Origin of the sequence: Salmonella bongori NCTC 12419 (assembly GCF_000252995.1) — a bacterium.
GTDB lineage: Bacteria > Pseudomonadota > Gammaproteobacteria > Enterobacterales > Enterobacteriaceae > Salmonella > Salmonella bongori.
The window spans coordinates 432,916-453,462 of sequence record NC_015761.1 but is presented as its reverse complement, the minus strand read 5'-3'; the positions used below and the strand labels follow the sequence as shown (position 1 = coordinate 453,462).

Annotated in this window: 19 protein-coding genes; 14 read left to right on the top strand and 5 right to left on the bottom strand. The window is 51.1% G+C overall.

Annotated elements, in window-relative coordinates:
• Positions 1–33: 33 nt before the first annotated feature.
• From clpP to bolA, 3 genes are all read right to left on the bottom strand, one after another.
• Positions 34–657, bottom strand: coding sequence for an ATP-dependent Clp endopeptidase proteolytic subunit ClpP (gene clpP, locus SBG_RS02045; RefSeq protein WP_000122257.1), 624 nt, complete (start codon positions 655–657; stop codon positions 34–36).
• A 246-nt stretch (positions 658–903) separates the two neighbouring features.
• Entirely contained in the window at positions 904–2,202 is a 1,299-nt protein-coding gene (tig, locus tag SBG_RS02040) for a trigger factor (RefSeq protein ID WP_001198399.1), read from the bottom strand.
• Positions 2,203–2,549: 347 nt separating this feature from the next.
• Positions 2,550–2,867: a transcriptional regulator BolA gene (gene bolA, locus SBG_RS02035; protein WP_000973434.1), complete on the bottom strand. Its 318-nt coding sequence runs from the start codon at positions 2,865–2,867 to the stop codon at positions 2,550–2,552.
• Positions 2,868–3,170: 303 nt separating this feature from the next.
• Between bolA and SBG_RS02025 the strand changes: the two genes are divergently transcribed.
• From SBG_RS02025 to SBG_RS01985, 9 genes are all read left to right on the top strand, one after another.
• Positions 3,171–3,749: a lipoprotein gene (locus tag SBG_RS02025; protein ID WP_013991384.1), complete on the top strand. Its 579-nt coding sequence runs from the start codon at positions 3,171–3,173 to the stop codon at positions 3,747–3,749.
• 43 nt (positions 3,750–3,792) lie between these two features.
• Positions 3,793–5,268 (top strand): muropeptide MFS transporter AmpG, encoded by a 1,476-nt coding sequence (ampG, locus tag SBG_RS02020; RefSeq protein ID WP_001132830.1) that lies wholly within the window; start codon positions 3,793–3,795, stop codon positions 5,266–5,268.
• Between the two features lie 451 nt (positions 5,269–5,719).
• Entirely contained in the window at positions 5,720–6,676 is a 957-nt protein-coding gene (cyoA, locus tag SBG_RS02015) for a cytochrome o ubiquinol oxidase subunit II (protein WP_001239451.1), read from the top strand.
• Positions 6,677–6,686: 10 nt separating this feature from the next.
• Positions 6,687–8,678 (top strand): cytochrome o ubiquinol oxidase subunit I, encoded by a 1,992-nt coding sequence (gene cyoB / locus SBG_RS02010; RefSeq protein WP_000467165.1) that lies wholly within the window; start codon positions 6,687–6,689, stop codon positions 8,676–8,678.
• Positions 8,668–9,282 carry a cytochrome o ubiquinol oxidase subunit III gene (locus SBG_RS02005; protein ID WP_000179833.1) on the top strand — a complete coding sequence of 205 codons (615 nt, stop codon included), beginning with the start codon at positions 8,668–8,670 and terminating at the stop codon, positions 9,280–9,282. The genes cyoB and SBG_RS02005 overlap by 11 nt, the downstream gene beginning before the upstream one ends.
• Positions 9,282–9,611: a cytochrome o ubiquinol oxidase subunit IV gene (locus SBG_RS02000; protein WP_001016762.1), complete on the top strand. Its 330-nt coding sequence runs from the start codon at positions 9,282–9,284 to the stop codon at positions 9,609–9,611. Before SBG_RS02005 ends, SBG_RS02000 begins: the two co-directional genes overlap by 1 nt.
• Before the next feature lie 11 nt (positions 9,612–9,622).
• Positions 9,623–10,513 (top strand): heme o synthase, encoded by an 891-nt coding sequence (gene cyoE / locus SBG_RS01995; protein WP_000971354.1) that lies wholly within the window; start codon positions 9,623–9,625, stop codon positions 10,511–10,513.
• Between the two features lie 333 nt (positions 10,514–10,846).
• A complete protein-coding gene (locus SBG_RS01990; RefSeq protein WP_013991383.1) occupies positions 10,847–11,716 on the top strand; it encodes a hypothetical protein in 870 nt (289 codons plus the stop codon).
• Positions 11,717–12,215: 499 nt separating this feature from the next.
• Entirely contained in the window at positions 12,216–13,580 is a 1,365-nt protein-coding gene (locus tag SBG_RS01985) for an MFS transporter (protein WP_001000918.1), read from the top strand.
• Positions 13,581–13,629: 49 nt separating this feature from the next.
• On the opposite strand, the gene SBG_RS01980 is transcribed toward SBG_RS01985, so the two are convergent.
• Complete coding sequence (locus SBG_RS01980) at positions 13,630–14,121, bottom strand: YajQ family cyclic di-GMP-binding protein (protein ID WP_001138915.1); 492 nt, start codon at positions 14,119–14,121, stop codon at positions 13,630–13,632.
• 172 nt (positions 14,122–14,293) lie between these two features.
• On the opposite strand from SBG_RS01980, the gene panE reads away from it, so the two are divergent.
• Complete coding sequence (gene panE / locus SBG_RS01975) at positions 14,294–15,205, top strand: 2-dehydropantoate 2-reductase (RefSeq protein WP_000705827.1); 912 nt, start codon at positions 14,294–14,296, stop codon at positions 15,203–15,205.
• Entirely contained in the window at positions 15,168–15,758 is a 591-nt protein-coding gene (gene yajL / locus SBG_RS01970; protein WP_001275812.1) for a protein deglycase YajL, read from the top strand. The genes panE and yajL overlap by 38 nt, the downstream gene beginning before the upstream one ends.
• A 94-nt stretch (positions 15,759–15,852) precedes the next feature.
• Here yajL and thiI read toward each other — a convergent pair whose 3' ends face one another.
• Positions 15,853–17,301: a tRNA uracil 4-sulfurtransferase ThiI gene (gene thiI, locus SBG_RS01965; RefSeq protein WP_000668640.1), complete on the bottom strand. Its 1,449-nt coding sequence runs from the start codon at positions 17,299–17,301 to the stop codon at positions 15,853–15,855.
• Between the two features lie 209 nt (positions 17,302–17,510).
• Here thiI and xseB point away from each other — a divergent pair, with 209 nt between their 5' ends.
• From xseB to dxs, 3 genes are read left to right on the top strand one after another with little or no spacing between them, the layout of a single operon-like run.
• Complete coding sequence (gene xseB / locus SBG_RS01960; protein WP_001124945.1) at positions 17,511–17,753, top strand: exodeoxyribonuclease VII small subunit; 243 nt, start codon at positions 17,511–17,513, stop codon at positions 17,751–17,753.
• A complete protein-coding gene (gene ispA / locus SBG_RS01955) occupies positions 17,754–18,653 on the top strand; it encodes a (2E,6E)-farnesyl diphosphate synthase (RefSeq protein WP_000347018.1) in 900 nt (299 codons plus the stop codon).
• Positions 18,654–18,676: 23 nt separating this feature from the next.
• Entirely contained in the window at positions 18,677–20,539 is a 1,863-nt protein-coding gene (gene dxs, locus SBG_RS01950; protein WP_000006838.1) for a 1-deoxy-D-xylulose-5-phosphate synthase, read from the top strand.
• Positions 20,540–20,547 lie beyond the last annotated feature (8 nt).

Here is a 20,547-nt window from a genome sequence, read left to right as displayed (position 1 = left end):
AGCTATTATAGCGGCACACTTGCGTCCAGGGCATCAATTACGATGGGTCAAAATTGAGTCAACCAAACCGTACTCTACCGCTTCAGGCGCGGAAAGGAAGCGATCGCGCTCGGTATCACGTTCAATCTGCTCAAGAGATTGACCCGTATGGTGCGCCATAAGTTCATTCATACGCCCTTTTACTTTCAGAATTTCACGGGCGTGAATTTCAATATCCGTCGCCTGGCCCTGGTAACCGCCCAGCGGCTGGTGGATCATGACGCGAGAGTTAGGCAAGCAGAAACGTTTGCCTTTCGCCCCGGCAGTCAGCAGAAACGCCCCCATTGAGGCCGCCTGTCCCATACAAATGGTGCTGACATCTGGCTTAATAAACTGCATGGTGTCATAAATGGACATCCCCGCAGTAATTACGCCGCCAGGAGAATTAATGTACAGATAGATATCTTTTTCCGGGTTTTCCGCTTCCAGGAACAGCATCTGCGCCACAATCAGGTTAGCCATATGGTCTTCGACCTGGCCGGTCAGAAAAATGACACGTTCCTTTAGTAGACGAGAATAGATATCAAAAGAGCGCTCACCGCGTGAGGTCTGTTCAATGACCATCGGCACCAGCGCCATATGAGGGGCCAAATTATCTCGTTCTCCGCTGTATGACATTTCCGTCTCCTGGATAAAAATTGAAAAAACCTGCTGTACTGATTGTAACCTGATGGACGGATTATCAGCCAGTCCCTCTGTAATGGGTACGGCATCGCCATAATTCAAGCATAACAATCTTTTGTTCTAACGCTAACACTGAAACACGGTTTTCGCACCCTTACCATGCAAAATGCGTGACAAAAAAAACCCGCCACAGAAAGGTGACGGGTTTTTGTACGAGTTTCGTGCTTTTAACGTAACAAATTACGCCTGTTGATTCATCAATTCGTTGAAGGAAGTGGCTTTTTCAGACACTTTCGCTTTCGCCAGAACCGCTTCAACAGCTTGTTCTTCCAGCGCGACGTTACGCATGTTGTCCATCAGCTCTTTGTTTTTGCTGTAGAACTCAATTACTTCTTTCGGATCTTCGTAAGCAGAAGCCATCTCTTCGATCAGTGCCTTAACGCGTTCTTCGTCAGCTTTCAGCTCATTGGTGCGAATAACTTCGCCCAGCAACAAACCAACAACAACGCGGCGTTTAGCCTGCTCTTCGAACAATTCACGCGGTAATTCAAGCGCTTGTTTCTCGTTGCCGCCGAAACGCTGGGCAGCCTGACGACGCAGAACGTCGATTTCGCTGTCGATCAGCGCAGCCGGAACGTCGATGTCATTCGCTTTCACCAGACCGTCGATCGCCTGAGATTTAACGCGGTTACGTACGGCGCCTTTCAGCTCACGTTCCATGTTTTTACGCACTTCAGCGCGCAGACCGGCTACGGAACCATCTTCTACGCCGAAACGTTTGATGAATTCTTCAGTCAACTCCGGCAGTTCGCGTTCTTCAACTTTCTTCAGGTTGATAGCGAATTTAGCCGCTTTACCTTTCAGGTTTTCCGCGTGATATTCTTCCGGGAAGGTCACATCGATGGTGAACTCTTCGCCTGCTTTGTGACCTTTAACGCCGTCTTCAAAGCCCGGAATCATACGGCCCTGGCCCATCGCCAGAACGAAATCGGTCGCTTTACCGCCTTCGAACTCTTCACCGTCTACAGAACCAGTAAAGTCGATAGTTACGCGGTCTTCCGCATCAGCAGCGCCATCTTTTTCTTTCCAGGTTGCCTGCTGCTTACGCAGGGTATCCAGCATTGTGTCAACGTCAGCATCGGTGACTTCCACAACCGGTTTTTCAACTTCGATGGACTCCAGACCCGTCAACTCAACTTCCGGATAAACTTCAAACTCTACGGAGTAGGTGAAGTCTTCGCCCACTTTGTATTCACCCGGAACATAGTTCGGCGCGCCTGCCGGGTTAATTTTTTCTTTGATGATCGCGTCAACAAAGTTGCGGCTCATCAGATCGCCCAGCACGTCCTGGCGAACAGAAGCGCCATAACGCTGAGCCACGATATTCATCGGTACTTTGCCTTTACGGAAACCGTCAATACGTACTTTTTTCGCTACGTTGACCAGCTCGCTTTTTACAGCGGTCTCGATGCTGTCAGCAGCGATTGTAATCGTGACACGGCGGCCAAGGCCCTGAGTGGTTTCAACTGAAACTTGCATCTTGTTACCTCAAAAAATCACAGTGCTCGGTCAACTCTACTCCGCAAGCACATGCTATTTGCTTCGCGGAACCGGGATGTTCTCATAATCAATCACATTCCCTGTCGTCAGAATCATCCCGAAGACGTTCATATAGTAAGACGGCGCATTATAGCGGCATCACTTTTGTGAGTCGAGAACGGTGATTGCGCGATGCTGCGGCGTTTTTCACAATTCCCGGCTAATTTTTGTCTGAATACTGTACGGCACGCTCAACATTCAGACAAAACAAAACGGCCCGCAGGCCGTTTTCACATAATTCTGTAGCAACATACTGGAAAAGCGGAGGTAGTTGCAAATCCGTTTTGCTACGCAATGCTTCCCGCACCGCGACAAGGAGGCGATGCGAAGATAGTATCCTGCAACCCTTCCCACTCTTTGAGGGTATAAGTATGCAGGGCCAGCGCATGAACGGTTGTGGAGAGTTCCACCGTTAACGTACCGTAAATCATCCGGTGACGATTAAGAAAACGTTCGCCTGTAAAGCGATCGCTCACCAGCACGACCTTAAAATGGCTTTCCGAACCTGCAGGCACATTGTGGCGATAGCTTTCATCCACAACTTCGAGAAACACGGGGTCGAACGCTGTCCTTAATTTTTCTTCTATTTGCTCACGTATCATCATGAAAATCTCCTCCGACAACGCTGTGATGTCACCCATCCCTTTAAATACTAGCCGCTTTTACCGTTTCCATTACAGCATGACAACAAAAATTTAGCTTTCGTCTGATTATTTCAACCAAACGTATGAAGTTTACTGACTTAATCATCCGCTTAGCGGCCAAAAGGTCCGCCCACGCTGTAAACAAGAATAAATCGGCTCCTGCAACGAATTTACCTGCGTTGACCACTTCCCCTCGCCGTTAGCGGTGTTATGATGGCGGGAATTTTTACCTATTACGTTTTAAGCGTCATTGAGAGCCTGAATATGTTAAAAAAACTTCTCTTTCCATTAGTCGCTCTGTTTATGCTGGCAGGATGCGCCACACCGCCAACAACCATCGACGTCGCGCCGAAGATTACCTTACCGCAGCAGGATCCAAGCCTGATGGGCGTTACCGTTAGCATTAACGGTGCGGACCAACGTCAGGATCAGGCGTTAGCGAAGGTCACCCGTAACAACCAACTGGTGACGTTAACCGCCTCCCGTGATTTACGCTTCCTGTTACAAGAAGTGCTGGAAAAACAGATGACGGCGCGGGGCTATATGATCGGGCCTAACGGCGCGGTAAATCTGCAGATTATTGTTAACCAACTGTATGCTGATGTTTCCCAGGGCAGCGTGCGTTACAACATCGCCACCAAAGCGGATATTGCGATTATTGCAACCGCCGCCAATGGTAACAAAATGACCAAAAACTATCGCGCCAGCTACTCTATCGAAGGGGCGTTCCAGGCCTCTAACAAAAATATTGCCGACGCAGTGAACAGCGTTCTGACCGATACCATCGCTGATATGTCCCAGGACACCAGCATTCACGATTTCATTAAGCAAAACGCCCGTTAATTACAACGGTAAGACCCGGCGTAAGCCGGGCCTGCAGCAGCCTATGCCAAATCATTACTTACGTATTTTCCAGCAACCGCGTTCAGCAATCCTGCTGATATTAGGCTTCGCTTCCGGTCTCCCGCTGGCGCTCACCTCCGGTACGCTACAGGCGTGGATGACCGTCGAGAATATTGATCTTAAAACGATCGGCTTCTTCTCGCTGGTCGGCCAGGCCTACGTCTTTAAGTTTCTCTGGTCCCCTCTGATGGACCGTTACACGCCGCCTTTTTTAGGCCGACGTCGCGGCTGGCTACTCGCCACTCAACTGCTGTTACTGGTTGCGATTGCGGCGATGGGTTTTCTTGAACCCGGCACCCAGCTACGCTGGATGGCGGCGCTGGCAGTGGTAATCGCGTTTTGCTCCGCCTCGCAGGATATCGTCTTCGACGCCTGGAAAACCGATGTTTTACCCGCCGAAGAACGCGGCGCAGGCGCGGCAATCAGCGTGCTTGGCTACCGCCTGGGTATGCTGGTTTCCGGCGGTCTGGCGCTGTGGCTGGCAGATCGCTGGCTCGGCTGGCAAGGGATGTACTGGCTGATGGCGGCACTCCTGATCCCGTGCATTATCGCTACCTTACTGGCACCGGAACCCACTGATACCATTCCTGCCCCAAAATCGCTGGAACAGGCAGTCGTCGCGCCGTTACGTGACTTTTTTGGCCGCAATAACGCCTGGCTGATTTTACTGCTTATCGTGCTTTATAAATTGGGCGACGCCTTCGCCATGAGCCTGACCACGACCTTTTTGATTCGCGGCGTTGGCTTTGATGCAGGTGAAGTGGGTATGGTCAATAAAACGCTGGGGCTACTGGCGACGATAGTCGGCGCGCTGTATGGCGGCATTTTAATGCAGCGGCTTTCTCTGTTCCGCGCGCTGCTGATTTTCGGCATTCTGCAGGGTGCCTCTAACGCGGGCTACTGGCTGCTCTCGATTACCGATAAGAACATGTTTAGCATGGGTGCTGCGGTATTTTTCGAAAATCTCTGCGGTGGGATGGGCACCGCCGCCTTTGTCGCCTTATTAATGACGCTATGTAATAAGTCGTTTTCCGCGACGCAATTTGCCCTGCTTTCGGCCCTTTCTGCGGTAGGCCGCGTTTACGTCGGCCCCGTGGCGGGCTGGTTCGTTGAAGCGCATGGCTGGTCGACCTTCTATCTCTTCTCGGTGGTTGCTGCCATTCCAGGACTCATGCTATTGCTGGTCTGTCGGCAAACACTGGAATATAGCTGGCAGAGCGAACGTTTCATTCCCCGAACGGAATACCGCGGCGCCTACAATCTGGCGCTTTCAGTACTGCTTGTGGGCGTTGCCTTGCTGGCGGTATGGATACTTCTGCTGACCATGAACGCCGTAGATTACACCCACTTCTCATTCCTGCCGGAATTGCTTGAGACGGCGGTAGTCGTTGCCGTATGCGGCATTGTGTTTGGCGGACTGCTGGACTACCTGGCATTACGAAAAACACGCCTCGCCTGAGAAATTATTCGCCGTTGTAATCACCACACGGAATTATAACGGCTAAATAAACATCAATTGATAAAAATATATTTATCTTTTTGTGCGCAACAGAATTTCGGAAATTATTAGCAATTTTTGCGATACCTATTTTCCTTACACGATTCAGCCCGCTAAATTTTAATTCTCTCCACTAATTGTCTTTTTATTGATAATGAATTGTTAACCAATTGTTTTATTTTTACATTGGTTATACCAATTACCCTCCCGTGCTCTATTTATAGGCCGCATCTGTTATAACGCAAAATTACAACAGTGTCTTAAAGTTATTCCGACACAATTGGCAACATGTGTGACACGTGCGGCAGAAGTCAGTAACACAGAACCAATCATGTTTACAGTAATGTAACCTTACCGTAAAATGCCCCTACACTTTAAACGCCACCAGGTCCCGTGGAATTGAGGTCGTTAAATGAGACTCAGGAAATACAATAAAAGTTTGGGATGGTTGTCATTAATTGCAGGCACTGCCTTACTCAGTGGCTGTAATTCTGCGCTACTGGATCCCAAAGGACAGATTGGACTGGAGCAACGTTCATTGATACTGACGGCGTTTGGCCTGATGTTGATTGTCGTTATTCCCGCCATCTTGATGGCTGTTGGTTTCGCCTGGAAGTATCGTGCGAGTAATAAGGATGCGAAGTATAGCCCGAACTGGTCACACTCCAATAAAGTGGAAGCGGTGGTCTGGACGGTGCCTATCTTAATCATCATCTTCCTTGCCGTACTGACCTGGAAAACCACGCACGCGCTTGAACCAAGCAAACCACTGGCGCATGACGAAAAACCTATCACCATCGAAGTGGTTTCCATGGACTGGAAATGGTTCTTCATCTATCCGGAGCAAGGTATCGCCACCGTCAACGAGATCGCCTTCCCGGCGAACACGCCGGTATATTTCAAAGTGACCTCCAACTCCGTGATGAACTCCTTCTTTATCCCGCGTCTGGGTAGCCAGATTTATGCCATGGCCGGTATGCAAACCCGTTTGCATCTGATCGCCAACGAACCCGGCACCTATGATGGCATCTCCGCCAGCTATAGCGGCCCGGGTTTCTCCGGTATGAAGTTTAAAGCTATTGCCACCAGGGACCGCGCCGAATTCGACCAGTGGGTCGCGAAAGCGAAGCAGTCTCCGAACACCATGAATGATATGGCGGCGTTCGAGAAAGTGGCAATGCCAAGCGAGTATAACAAGGTGGAATATTTCTCCAGCGTGAAACCGGATTTGTTTAAGGACGTGATTAACAAATTCATGGGCCACGGTAAGAGCATGGACATGACCCAACCTGAAGGTGAGCATAGCTCGCATGAAGGGATGGAAGGTATGGACATGAGCCACGCGCAATCCGCCAACTCCAAGGGTTGAGGAAGATAAGATGTTCGGAAAATTATCACTGGATGCAGTACCGTTCCATGAACCTATCGTCATGGTAACGATCGCTGCAATTATCGTCGGGGGACTGGCGATACTGGCAGCGATTACTTACTTCGGTAAGTGGACCTACCTATGGAAAGAGTGGTTAACGTCAGTTGACCATAAACGCCTCGGTATCATGTATATCATCGTCGCAATTGTGATGCTGTTACGTGGTTTCGCCGACGCCATTATGATGCGTAGCCAGCAGGCGCTTGCCTCCGCAGGCGAAGCCGGTTTTCTACCGCCGCACCACTACGATCAGATTTTTACCGCTCACGGCGTGATCATGATCTTCTTCGTGGCGATGCCCTTCGTTATCGGTCTGATGAACCTGGTCGTTCCACTGCAGATCGGCGCGCGCGACGTGGCGTTCCCGTTCCTGAACAACCTGAGCTTCTGGTTCACCGTTGTCGGCGTTATCCTGGTTAACCTTTCGTTGGGCGTGGGTGAATTCGCGCAGACGGGCTGGCTGGCATATCCGCCGCTATCGGGAATAGAGTACAGTCCCAGCGTGGGGGTCGATTATTGGATCTGGAGTCTTCAGCTCTCCGGTATTGGCACCACGTTAACCGGTATTAACTTCTTCGTGACGATTCTGAAGATGCGTGCGCCGGGTATGACGATGTTTAAAATGCCGGTATTTACCTGGGCCTCTCTGTGCGCCAACGTACTGATCATCGCCTCTTTCCCGATTCTGACGGTTACCGTCGCGTTGCTGACCCTGGATCGTTATCTGGGCACCCATTTCTTTACCAACGATATGGGCGGCAACATGATGATGTACATCAACCTGATTTGGGCCTGGGGCCATCCGGAAGTGTACATTCTGATTCTGCCGGTCTTCGGGGTGTTCTCTGAAATCGCCGCAACCTTCTCGCGTAAACGTCTGTTTGGTTACACCTCGCTGGTATGGGCGACCGTCTGTATTACCGTACTGTCGTTTATCGTCTGGCTGCACCACTTTTTCACCATGGGCGCAGGCGCGAACGTTAACGCCTTCTTTGGTATCACCACCATGATTATCGCCATCCCGACCGGGGTGAAGATCTTCAACTGGCTGTTCACCATGTATCAGGGCCGCATCGTCTTCCACTCTGCAATGATGTGGACTATCGGCTTCATCGTGACCTTCTCAGTCGGCGGGATGACCGGCGTTCTGTTGGCCGTACCGGGCGCGGACTTTGTCCTGCACAACAGTCTGTTCCTGATTGCGCACTTCCATAACGTCATCATCGGCGGCGTGGTGTTTGGCTGCTTTGCCGGTATGACGTATTGGTGGCCGAAAGCGTTTGGCTTCAAGCTGAACGAAACCTGGGGTAAACGCGCCTTCTGGTTCTGGATTATCGGCTTCTTTGTCGCATTTATGCCGTTGTATGCACTGGGCTTCATGGGGATGACCCGTCGTCTCAGCCAGCAAATTGATCCGCAGTTCCATACGATGCTGATGGTTGCCGCCGGCGGAGCCGCATTGATTGCGCTGGGTATTCTGTGCCAGCTGATTCAGATTTTCGTTTCTATTCGCGACCGCGATCAGAACCGCGATCTGACTGGTGACCCGTGGGGTGGCCGTACGCTGGAGTGGTCAACCTCCTCCCCACCGCCGTTCTATAACTTTGCCGTTGTGCCGCACGTTCACGAACGTGACGCCTTCTGGGAAATGAAAGAAAAAGGCGAAGCGTACCAACAGCCTGCACAGTATGAAGAGATCCATATGCCGAAAAATAGCGGTGCCGGCATTGTTATTGCCGCCTTCGCAACGGTCTTTGGCTTCGCCATGATCTGGCATATCTGGTGGCTGGCGATAGCCAGTTTCGCAGGCATGATCATCAGCTGGATTGTGAAAAGCTTTGATGAAGATGTGGATTACTACGTGCCGGTTCGCGACGTCGAAAAACTGGAAAACCAGCATTTCGATGAGATTACTAAGGCAGGGCTGAAAAATGGCAACTGATACTTTAACGCACGCGACTGCCCACGCGCACGAACACGGGCACCATGATGCAGGCCAGAACAAAATCTTTGGATTTTGGGTCTACCTGATGAGCGACTGCATTCTGTTCTCTATCCTGTTTGCTACCTATGCCGTTCTGGTGAACGGCACCGCTGGCGGCCCCACAGGTAAGGACATTTTCGAACTGCCGTTCGTTCTGGTCGAAACCTTCTTACTGTTATTCAGTTCCATTACCTACGGCATGGCGGCGATCGCTATGCACAAGAACAACAAGAGCCAGGTGATCTCCTGGCTGGCGTTGACCTTCTTGTTCGGAGCCGGCTTTATCGGGATGGAACTCTATGAATTCCATCACCTGATTGTTAATGGTATGGGTCCGGATCGCAGCGGCTTCCTGTCTGCGTTCTTCGCGCTGGTCGGTACGCACGGTCTGCACGTCACTTCCGGTTTGATCTGGATGGCAGTGCTGATGGTACAGGTCGCCCGTCGCGGGCTGACCAGCACTAACCGTACCCGCATCATGTGTCTGAGCCTGTTCTGGCACTTCCTGGATGTGATTTGGATCTGTGTGTTTACTGTGGTTTATCTGATGGGGGCGATGTAATGAATCATTCTACCGATCACGGCGGCGCATCCCACGGCAGCGTAAAAACCTACATGACAGGTTTTATCCTGTCGGTCATCCTGACAGTGATTCCATTCTGGATGGTGATGACCGGCGCTGCCTCTCCGGCCGTTATTCTGGGAACTATCCTGGCGATGGCAGTGGTACAGATTCTGGTGCATCTGGTGTGTTTCCTCCACATGAACACCAAATCTGATGAGGGCTGGAACATGACGGCCTTTATCTTTACCGTGCTAATCATCGCCATCCTGGTTGTGGGTTCCATCTGGATCATGTGGAACCTCAACTACAACATGATGATGCACTAAGAGCGGCGAGTATGATGTTTAAGCAATACCTGCAAGTAACGAAACCAGGCATCATCTTTGGCAACCTGATCTCGGTGATTGGGGGATTCCTGCTGGCTTCAAAAGGCAGCATTGACTATCCCCTGTTTATCTACACGCTGGTCGGGGTGTCATTGGTTGTGGCGTCGGGTTGTGTATTTAACAACTACATCGACAGGGATATCGACAGGAAGATGGAAAGGACCAAGAATCGGGTGCTGGTCAAAGGCCTGATTTCTCCTGGCGTCTCGCTGGTATACGCCACCCTGCTGGGTATTGCTGGCTTTATGCTGCTGTGGTTTGGCGCCAATCCTCTGGCCTGCTGGCTGGGGGTGATGGGCTTCGTGGTCTACGTTGGGGTGTACAGTTTGTACATGAAACGCCACTCCGTCTACGGGACTCTGATTGGTTCTCTCTCCGGCGCAGCGCCGCCGGTGATTGGCTACTGTGCCGTAACGGGCGACTTCGATAGCGGCGCAGCTATTCTGCTGGCGATTTTCAGCCTGTGGCAGATGCCGCACTCTTACGCCATCGCCATTTTCCGCTTTAAAGATTACCAGGCAGCCAATATCCCGGTTTTACCGGTGGTAAAAGGGATTTCTGTGGCGAAAAACCACATTACGCTGTATATCATTGCGTTTGCGGTTGCCACGCTAATGCTGACCCTGGGCGGCTACGCAGGTTATAAATATCTGGTGGTCGCGGCAGCGGTCAGCGTCTGGTGGCTTGGCATGGCGCTGCGCGGTTACAAAGTGGAAGATGATAAAGTCTGGGCGCGCAAGCTGTTCGGTTTCTCTATCATTGCCATTACCGCGCTGAGCATTATGATGTCCGTCGATTTTATGGTGCCGAGCTCTCAAAACTTGCTGGCTTACGTCTGGTAAGTTAATCGTCACACCTTCTATGCCGGATGGCGACTGACGCCTTATTCTGCCTACAAAAGCACGTTACTTGTAGGCAGAATAAGAGACGTGAGTATCGTCATCCGGCATTTTTCGTTTAAAACTCAGACAAATTATGAATTTTATCTACTTATCACTGTTAATTTTAGATATGATAAAAATAAAATTCATTAGCTTATACACGCTGTTATATATATTTATCTCAAATGATTCCTGTATATCGACGGAATGGACATAAAGTAATTCCACGGCAGAGTTACTCTCTCCGTTAATTAATAATCCATACAATTTCAATTTGATAAACAGGAGTTTCTTATGAGCGAGCAAGATGTCTATTTAATTAAAAACGAATCTGGTGCCGATAAATGTCCATCAGGCAAACTGGCACTTTATACCAATATCGATTTTAATGGGGAGGAAATGGGTGACATCTTAATTATTTCACCCAATATCGCACTGACTAAACAAGACCTGGAAGGTTATGGTTTTATCGTTGGTGAACATGATGGTGTTTCCTCCGTTGTCAATAATATGGATCAGGATGCCACGCTGGTTGCCGGTCTGTACCTTGACGGAGCGACTTTGGCAGTTTCGCCGGGGCTCCGCATATCCTCTCTTATTAATTTTCCTTTGGCTTCGGGAAACTGGAACGATGAGGTGAACTCCGTTGTGTCCGCAGGCACCCGCAACGTTGATTTAAGCATGAGTATCGAAAGTGAAATTGTGCTGGAGGAGGGAGAAGAATATTCTGCACTACTGCAAATCCAAAACAATACCAGTGAAGCTGTGGAGGGCGTGACAGTCTCGGCATCTTCCAGTAACTCTGCCGTTTTTTCTGCTGAATTTTATTCACAAACTCTGAATATTCCGGGCAATGAAACGGTCAATGTACGTATTCCTGTAGAGGGTAAAGGTCAGGGCAAAGCAACGCTCACCTGCCAGCTTACAATGCCTTTGGGTATTATTAACAGTGGCAACAATATGACACAAACCACTGTTACCGTAAGTGAATCTCGCGCATTAAAAGTGACTCAATCCTTTGCAGGGGACTGGGCGGATACATGGCCGAGCACCAATTATATTTATAGTTATAAACTTATTCTCAGTTCTGCTGATACTGATGTTGATAAATGGGAGCTGTCTTTCTTATTACCTGACGGGGCCGAAGTATCCCTGAATGGTTAGAAACTGAAAGCAGTTGGGTTCAGTTAAATACCGAAAAATCAGTTAATGGCAACGTCTATCTGGATAGTGAACCAGGCCACGTTATCGCTCCAGAGAAAGATATTGAGCTGGATATTCAAATTATCTATCCAAACCAATCTACTGATTATCAGACACTGAAAAATCTGCGACTGATGCAGAAAGGTTAATCATCTACTTATTTGTCAATACAGGTACTTTCACCTTTTCGGGTGAAAGTGCCTAAACAACATTAAGGTATTTGTTGCAGTGAATATTTTATATTCACAGTAAATCGTCACACCTTCGGTGCCGGATGGGACTGACGCCTTATTCTGCCTACAAAAGCACGTTACCTGTAGGCCGGGTAAGATACGTGAGTATCGCCATCCGGCATTTTCAGATTCAGCCCCATACCACCACAACATTTGTTAATAAAGCGCATATTTACCCAACCAACGTAGCCCTTTACACTAGGTGCGAATTTTATACAGAGGTGGGAATGAACGATTACAAAATGACGCCAGGGGAGTTGCGTGCCACCTGGGGTTTAGGGGCCGTCTTTTCGCTGCGTATGCTTGGCATGTTTATGGTCCTGCCAGTGCTGACCACATACGGCATGGCGCTTCAGGGTGCCAGCGAAGCGCTTATCGGGATAGCTATTGGCATTTATGGCCTGGCGCAGGCCATCTTTCAAATTCCGCTCGGATTACTTTCTGATCGCATTGGCCGTAAGCCACTGATTGTCGGCGGGCTGGTTGTATTTGTCGCAGGTAGCGTCATCGCCGCCCTCTCTCACTCAATCTGGGGTATTATTCTGGGACGCGCGCTACAGGGGTCCGGCGCTATTGCCGCCGCGGTCATGGCGCTGCTGTCTGACTTAACCCGAGAGCAAAACCGCACCAAAGCGATGGCGTTTATCGGCATCAGCTTTGGTATTACCTTCGCCATTGCAATGGTACTAGGGCCCATCGTCACCCATAAACTGGGGCTGAATGCGCTGTTCTGGATGATCGCCGCCCTCGCTACCCTGGGTATTATTCTGACGATCTGGGTAGTGCCTGACAGTACAAATCATGTGCTAAACCGTGAATCCGGTATGGTAAAAGGCAGCTTCAGTAAAGTACTGGCGGAGCCCCGGTTACTAAAGCTCAACCTCGGTATCATGTGCCTGCATATTTTATTGATGTCCACCTTTGTCGCCCTACCCGGCCAGCTTGCCGATGCCGGTTTCCCAGCCGCTGAACACTGGAAAATTTATCTGGCGACCATGGTGATCGCTTTTGCCGCCGTCGTCCCCTTTATTATCTATGCTGAAGTCAAACGGCGGATGAAGCAGGTATTTTTGTTCTGCGTGGGGCTCATTATCGTCGCAGAAATTGTGTTGTGGGGAGCGGGCCAGCATTTCTGGGAACTGGTGATTGGCGTACAACTCTTCTTTCTCGCCTTTAATTTGATGGAGGCGCTACTGCCTTCCCTTATCAGCAAAGAGTCGCCCGCAGGATACAAAGGGACAGCGATGGGCGTTTATTCTACCAGCCAGTTTCTTGGCGTAGCGCTTGGCGGTTCGCTGGGTGGTTGGATAGACGGCGCGTTTGACGGGCAAACTGTATTTCTTGCCGGAGCCGTACTGGCGATGGTATGGCTGGCGGTGGCCAGTACAATGAAAGAGCCGCCCTATGTCAGTAGCCTGCGCGTGGAAATACCCGCGACGATTGCCGCTGACGACAAATTAAGACAGCGCCTGTTGGCACTGAAGGGCGTCAGCGAGGCGCTCATCGTGGCGGAAGAGCATTTTGCTTATATCAAAATCGACAGCAAAGTGACAAATCGCGTTGAAGTTGAACAGGTCATCAACCAGAAGTGAACGCAGAATTGCCGGGTGGCGGCAAAGCGCCGCCACCCGGCATAACGCTTTAATCGCGGAAGTTTTTGAACTGGAACGGCTGGCCCAGATCGCCGCCGCGTACCAACGCCATTACCGATTGCAGATCGTCGCGTGATTTCCCGGTCACGCGAATCTCCTCACCCTGAATTTGCGCCTGTACTTTCAGTTTGCTGTCTTTAATCAGCTTGACGATTTTTTTCTGCGTCGCGCTTTCAATGCCCTGCTTCAGTTTGGCATCGACGAACCAGGTTTTGCCACTGTGGATAAACTCTTCCGGCACCTCAATGGAGCTACCTTCAATCCCACGTTTCAGCAGCTTCGCCCGCAAAATGTCCAGTAGCTGGTTAACCTGAAAATCGGACTCACTCAGTACCTTGATGGTCTGATTTTTATCGTTAAGCTCAAAGGAGGCTTCAACGTTGCGAAAATCGAAGCGCGTGGCCAGTTCACGAGTCGCATTATCAACTGCGTTACGGACTTCCTGAAGATCAACTTCAGAAACAATATCGAAAGATGGCATCTTTTCCTCTCCCTCTGTTTTTGATGCGAAGCATAATACCTGCAAAGTGACTCAACAGACAGCGCTATACTAGGCTGTGTCTCGTTATAGTATGTGGCATTGGCGTTCATGGACATCCGGGACACAGCCCGTATGGATTAACACCTGGCGCTGTTGCAGGTGAGGAGGAAGAATGAAAATTACTGTACTGGGATGCGGAGCCTTAGGACAACTTTGGCTTACGGCTCTGTGCAAACACGGACATGACGTACAGGGCTGGCTACGTGTGCCACAACCTTATTGTAGCGTAAATCTGATCGACACCGATGGTTCCTTTTTCAACGAATCATTGACGGCAAACGACCCGGATTTTCTGGCAAAGAGCGAACTCCTGCTCGTCACGCTGAAAGCATGGCAGGTTTCCGACGCTGTACGAGCCCTGGCGTCAATTCTGCCAGTGACGTCACCGATTCTGCTCATTCATAATGGTATGGGAACCATAGAAGAGCTACACAATATCCCACAGCCGATGCTGATGGGAACCATTACCCATGCGGCGCGTCGCGACGGCAATATCATTGTTCACGTTGCCAGCGGTACCACGCATATTGGCCCGGCGCGCGAGCAGGACGGTGATTACAGTTATCTCGCCGATATCCTGCAGGAAGTACTGCCCGACGTCGCCTGGCACAACAATATCCGCGCCGAGATGTGGCGTAAACTGGCGGTTAATTGTGTCATTAATCCGCTCACCGCACTATGGAGCTGTCCAAACGGCGAGCTACGCCATCATCCTGATGAAATCAAGGGGATATGCGAAGAAGTTGCCGCCGTAATTGAACGTGAAGGCTACCACACATCAGCAGACGATTTACGTTATTATGTAGAACAAGTTATTGACAGCACGGCAGAAAATATCTCATCTATGTTGCAGGACGTACGCGCCATGCGCCACACCGAGATTGACTACATTACTGGTTACTTACTAAAGCGCGCGCGCGTGCATGGTATCGCCGTTCCGGAAAATAGCCGCCTGTTTGAAATGATAAAGCGAAAGGAGAGTGAATATGAGCGCTCAGGCACTGGTATGCCTCGCCCCTGGTAGTGAAGAGACCGAGGCGGTCACCACTATCGATCTGCTGGTTCGCGGCGGAATCAACGTAACCACTGCCAGCGTCGCCAGCGATGGAAGCCTCACGATAGCCTGCTCGCGCGGGGTGAAGCTACTGGCGGATGCGCCGCTAGTGGAAGTGGCCGACGGCGATTATGACATTATCGTGCTACCCGGCGGTATTAAGGGGGCGGAATGCTTCCGTGATAGCCCGTTGCTGGTCGAAACCGTGAAACAGTTTCACCGATCTGGCCGTATTGTTGCTGCCATTTGCGCGGCCGCCGCCACGGTGCTGGTTCCGCACAATATCTTCCCCATCGGCAATATGACCGGCTTTCCGGCACTGAAAGATAAGATTCCTGCAGAACAGTGGCAGGATAAGCGCGTGGTGTGGGATGCGCGGGTAAAACTATTAACCAGCCAGGGGCCGGGTACCGCTATCGATTTTGGCTTGAAAATCATCGATTTGTTGGTTAGTCGTGAAAAAGCGCATGAAGTGGCCTCGCAGCTGGTGATGGCCGCGGGGATTTATAATTATTACGAATGATTTGCTTGCCGACTGGCGCTACGTTTATCCGGCCGACAAGATCGCATAATCTGTAGGCCGGATAAAGCGGTTATTCCGCCATCCAGCAAAAGTGTTACGGACGGTACACCTTCACATTGGCAAACCCCTGCTCGCGCAGATAGAGTGCCTGTAGCCGACTCATCACACCGCGCTCGCACCACAGCAACCAGGTTTTGCTCTGGTCAAGGTCGCCAAATTTGGTGCTGAGTTTGTAGAACGGCAGCGAAACCACATCAATGCCTTCAACTTTCAGCGGTTTGTCATCCTGTTCATCGACAGAGCGAATATCGAGAATCACGTCGTTGGGGCCAAAGCCGCTGACGGTTTCCACTTCCACGACTTCCTGCTGAGTCTGCTGGGCGATTTCTCGAATATCGACGTTGTTCGCTTCTTCTACCACCTTATCAAGAATGCTAAAGTCGAAATTTTCTTCTTCCGCTTCAATTTTTGCTTTAATGGCTTTTACCGTCGGGCTTTTCGAGATCACGCCGCAATATTCCGGCATGGTGCGGGCAAAATCTTCCGTACCGATCTCACGCGCAATATTGATAATGTGCTCTTTATCGTACGAGATCAGTGGGCGCAGGATCAGTGTGTCAGACACATTATCGATCAAACGCAGATTCGTCAGCGTCTGGCTGGAAACTTGCCCCAGCGCTTCCCCTGTGACCAGCGCCTGCACACCATAGCGCTCCGCCACTTTCGACGCCGCGCGCACCATCATGCGTTTGAGCACAACGCCCATCTGACCGTCATCAACTTTCTCCAGAATCTCGCCAACTACCGGCTCAAAGTTGATGGCGACAAAACGGACGCGGTGCGAGCTGCCGTAACGGTTCCACAGATAATGCGCCACCTGGCGCACGCCGATTTCATGCGCTGCACCGCCGAGATTAAAGAAGCAGTAGTGTACGCGACAACCACGACGCATCAGCATATAGCTGGAAATCCCCGAGTCAAAGCCGCCGGAGATCAGCGACAGCACATCTTCCTGAGTGCCAATGGGGAAACCGCCAATACCCTCATAACGCCCTTTAATCAGCAACAAGCGATCATCTTCCACTTCAAGATGTACCGTCACTTCCGGGTTAGTAAGCTTTACCCGAGCGGATTCGACATGCTGATTTAAACCGCCGCCAACGTAACGCTCTACCTCAATAGAGCTAAACTCATGTTTACCGCGGCGTTTTACGCGCACGCAGAAAGTTTTGCCCTCAATCTGATCACGATATTGCACCAGCGCTTTCTCAAAAATGTCGTGCATATCGGTGAACGGCACATCTTCGACCTCGAGAATATGGTGAATTCCCGGAATACGGGTCAGCGCATCGCGGATCGCCAGACGCTGGTTTTCATCTTTGGCGCGAACTTCAATGTTATCCCAGTGACGGACAACCGCGAGGGACTCATCGTAGTGCTTTAAAACGTTACGGATATTCCCGGTTAAAATTTTTATAAAGCGCAAACGCACAGATTGGCTTTTGATAGTGATTTCCGGGAACAATTTAATGATAAACTTCATGGCGGCAATGGTTCTTTAGCAAGCCATCTAAGGCTTGTCGTGGAGAAATAGTACAGCAGCCCATATCTACGGCTGCATCCAGGCGCGGAAGTATATCACTATCACGGACATCTTGTGCATTTCCCCTTACCATTGCGCGTTATTTGCTTATCAGTGTGAGTCCGTTACCATAGACTTGTGCTGCCATTACAGAGAGTCAAATAGTCATCATGCCGAAGAAAAATGAGGCGCCCGCCAGCTTTGAAACAGCGCTGAGCGAGCTGGAACAGATTGTTACCCGCCTGGAAAACGGCGACCTGCCGCTGGAAGATGCGCTAAATGAATTTGAGCGTGGCGTACAGCTGGCGCGTCAGGGGCAGGCAAAACTACAGCAGGCAGAACAGCGCGTGCAAATTTTGCTGTCTGATAATGAAGCGGCTTCACCCGAGCCTTTTATCGCGGATAATGAATAAATGGATTTTATGCAGCAGCTTCAGGCTTGCGTTACACAAGCGAATCTGGCGCTAAGCCGTTTTATCACGCCACTGCCCTTTCAGAACACTCCCGTGGTCGAAGCCATGCAGTACGGCGCACTATTAGGTGGTAAACGCCTGCGTCCGTTTCTGGTTTACGCGACTGGAAAGATGTTTGGCGTTAGCACGGCAACGCTGGATGCGCCAGCCGCTGCGGTTGAATGCATCCATGCCTATTCGCTGATCCATGACGACCTGCCAGCGATGGATGATGACGATTTGCGCCGCGGTCTGCCGACTTGCCATATTAAATTTGGCGAAGCCAATGCGATCCTGGCGGGAGACGCGTTGCAAACGCTGGCGTTTGCCATTATCAGCAATGCGCCGATGCCGGAAGTGGCCGATCGCGATCGTATCGCGATGATCGCCGAACTGGCGAATGCCAGCGGTATCGCCGGAATGTGCGGCGGCCAGGCGTTAGATCTGGCGGCAGAAGGCCAGCAAATATCCCTGGACGCGCTGGAGCGAATTCATCGCCATAAGACCGGCGCGCTCATTCGCGCCGCTGTGCGTCTTGGCGCGTTAAGTGCTGGCGATAAGGGGCGGAACGCTCTGCCGATACTTGACCGCTACGCAGAAAGTATTGGCCTTGCCTTCCAGGTTCAGGATGACATTCTGGATGTGGTGGGCGATACTGCAACGTTAGGTAAACGTCAGGGCGCAGACCAGCAGCTTGGCAAAAGTACCTACCCTGCACTTCTGGGTCTTGAGCAAGCCCGGAATAAAGCCCGGGACCTGATAGAGGACGCCCGTCAGTCGTTAAATCAACTGGCCGCACAATCACTGGACACCTCGGCACTGGAAGCGCTAGCGAACTACATAATCCAGCGTGATAAATAAACCCCATATCCAATGAGCTTGCGATGAGTTTTGATATAGCCAAATACCCTACCCTGGCATTAGTCGACTCCACCCAGGAGTTACGACTGTTACCGAAAGAGAGTCTGCCGAAACTCTGCGACGAGCTACGCCGCTACTTACTCGACAGCGTAAGCCGTTCCAGCGGACACTTTGCTTCCGGGCTGGGCACAGTGGAACTTACCGTGGCGCTGCATTATGTCTACAACACCCCATTTGACCAGTTGATCTGGGATGTGGGTCACCAGGCTTATCCGCACAAAATTCTTACCGGTCGTCGCGACCAAATCGGCACAATTCGCCAGAAAGGCGGCCTGCACCCCTTCCCGTGGCGTGGCGAAAGCGAATACGATGTGCTGAGCGTCGGGCATTCCTCTACCTCCATTAGCGCCGGTATCGGTATTGCGGTAGCGGCAGAGAAAGAAGGCAAAGATCGCCGCACCGTCTGCGTGATTGGCGACGGGGCAATTACCGCCGGTATGGCGTTTGAAGCCATGAATCACGCCGGCGATATCCGGCCTGATATGCTGGTCATTCTGAACGACAATGAAATGTCGATTTCAGAAAACGTCGGCGCGCTCAATAACCATCTGGCGCAGCTACTCTCCGGCAAACTTTACTCATCCCTGCGCGAAGGCGGAAAAAAGGTCTTCTCCGGCGTACCGCCAATCAAAGAGCTGCTCAAGCGTACCGAAGAGCACATTAAAGGCATGGTGGTGCCGGGAACCTTGTTCGAAGAGCTGGGCTTTAACTACATCGGGCCGGTAGATGGTCACGATGTCATGGGGCTTATCAGCACATTGAAGAACATGCGCGACCTGAAAGGTCCACAGTTCCTGCATATTATGACCAAAAAGGGCCGCGGCTATGAACCGGCGGAAAAAGACCCCATCACTTTTCATGCGGTGCCAAAATTCGATCCCTCCAGTGGCTGTCTGCCGAAAAGCAGCGGCGGTCTGCCGGGGTATTCAAAAATCTTCGGTGACTGGCTGTGTGAAACTGCCGCCAAGGACAGCAAGCTGATGGCGATCACGCCAGCGATGCGTGAAGGCTCCGGTATGGTCGAGTTTTCGCGTAAATTCCCCGATCGTTACTTTGACGTGGCGATTGCCGAACAACATGCCGTCACGTTCGCCGCAGGTCTGGCGATTGGCGGTTATAAGCCTGTCGTTGCGATCTACTCCACCTTCCTGCAGCGCGCCTACGATCAGGTCATTCATGATGTTGCGATCCAGAAACTGCCGGTCATGTTCGCTATCGATCGCGCTGGCATCGTGGGCGCGGACGGACAAACGCACCAGGGCGCGTTCGATCTCTCTTATCTGCGCTGCATCCCGGATATGGTTATCATGACGCCAAGCGACGAAAACGAGTGCCGCCAGATGCTGTTTACCGGCTATCACTATAACGATGGCCCGACGGCAGTACGTTATCCACGTGGTACTGCGCAGGGCGTGGCGCTAACACCACTGGAAAAACTGCCTGTTGGTAAAGGTCTCATAAAACGTCATGGTGAAAAACTGGCGATTCTGAACTTTGGCACATTAATGCCAGAAGCCGCAAAAGTGGCCGAAACTCTGAACGCCACGCTGGTTGATATGCGTTTTGTAAAACCGCTGGACGACACGTTAATTCTGGAGATGGCCGCGCGGCATGAAGCGCTGGTCACACTGGAAGAAAACGCCATTATGGGCGGCGCTGGCAGCGGCGTAAACGAAGTGCTAATGGCGCATCGTAAACCGGTACCAGTACTGAATATTGGCCTCCCGGATTTCTTTATCCCGCAAGGGACGCAGGAAGAAGCCCGTGCTGAACTGGGACTTGACGCCGCAGGCATTGAAGCCAGGATCAAGACCTGGCTGGCATAATCCCCTCT

What these genes read in the sequence shown, in the direction of transcription:
- clpP (WP_000122257.1), bottom strand. Translation starts at nt 657, where the DNA reads ATGTCATACAGCGGAGAACGAGATAATTTGGCCCCTCATATGGCGCTG.
- tig (WP_001198399.1), bottom strand. Translation starts at nt 2,202, where the DNA reads ATGCAAGTTTCAGTTGAAACCACTCAGGGCCTTGGCCGCCGTGTCACG.
- bolA (WP_000973434.1), bottom strand. Translation starts at nt 2,867, where the DNA reads ATGATGATACGTGAGCAAATAGAAGAAAAATTAAGGACAGCGTTCGAC.
- SBG_RS02025 (WP_013991384.1), top strand. Translation starts at nt 3,171, where the DNA reads ATGTTAAAAAAACTTCTCTTTCCATTAGTCGCTCTGTTTATGCTGGCA.
- ampG (WP_001132830.1), top strand. Translation starts at nt 3,793, where the DNA reads ATGCCAAATCATTACTTACGTATTTTCCAGCAACCGCGTTCAGCAATC.
- cyoA (WP_001239451.1), top strand. Translation starts at nt 5,720, where the DNA reads ATGAGACTCAGGAAATACAATAAAAGTTTGGGATGGTTGTCATTAATT.
- cyoB (WP_000467165.1), top strand. Translation starts at nt 6,687, where the DNA reads ATGTTCGGAAAATTATCACTGGATGCAGTACCGTTCCATGAACCTATC.
- SBG_RS02005 (WP_000179833.1), top strand. Translation starts at nt 8,668, where the DNA reads ATGGCAACTGATACTTTAACGCACGCGACTGCCCACGCGCACGAACAC.
- SBG_RS02000 (WP_001016762.1), top strand. Translation starts at nt 9,282, where the DNA reads ATGAATCATTCTACCGATCACGGCGGCGCATCCCACGGCAGCGTAAAA.
- cyoE (WP_000971354.1), top strand. Translation starts at nt 9,623, where the DNA reads ATGATGTTTAAGCAATACCTGCAAGTAACGAAACCAGGCATCATCTTT.
- SBG_RS01990 (WP_013991383.1), top strand. Translation starts at nt 10,847, where the DNA reads ATGAGCGAGCAAGATGTCTATTTAATTAAAAACGAATCTGGTGCCGAT.
- SBG_RS01985 (WP_001000918.1), top strand. Translation starts at nt 12,216, where the DNA reads ATGAACGATTACAAAATGACGCCAGGGGAGTTGCGTGCCACCTGGGGT.
- SBG_RS01980 (WP_001138915.1), bottom strand. Translation starts at nt 14,121, where the DNA reads ATGCCATCTTTCGATATTGTTTCTGAAGTTGATCTTCAGGAAGTCCGT.
- panE (WP_000705827.1), top strand. Translation starts at nt 14,294, where the DNA reads ATGAAAATTACTGTACTGGGATGCGGAGCCTTAGGACAACTTTGGCTT.
- yajL (WP_001275812.1), top strand. Translation starts at nt 15,168, where the DNA reads ATGAGCGCTCAGGCACTGGTATGCCTCGCCCCTGGTAGTGAAGAGACC.
- thiI (WP_000668640.1), bottom strand. Translation starts at nt 17,301, where the DNA reads ATGAAGTTTATCATTAAATTGTTCCCGGAAATCACTATCAAAAGCCAA.
- xseB (WP_001124945.1), top strand. Translation starts at nt 17,511, where the DNA reads ATGCCGAAGAAAAATGAGGCGCCCGCCAGCTTTGAAACAGCGCTGAGC.
- ispA (WP_000347018.1), top strand. Translation starts at nt 17,754, where the DNA reads ATGGATTTTATGCAGCAGCTTCAGGCTTGCGTTACACAAGCGAATCTG.
- dxs (WP_000006838.1), top strand. Translation starts at nt 18,677, where the DNA reads ATGAGTTTTGATATAGCCAAATACCCTACCCTGGCATTAGTCGACTCC.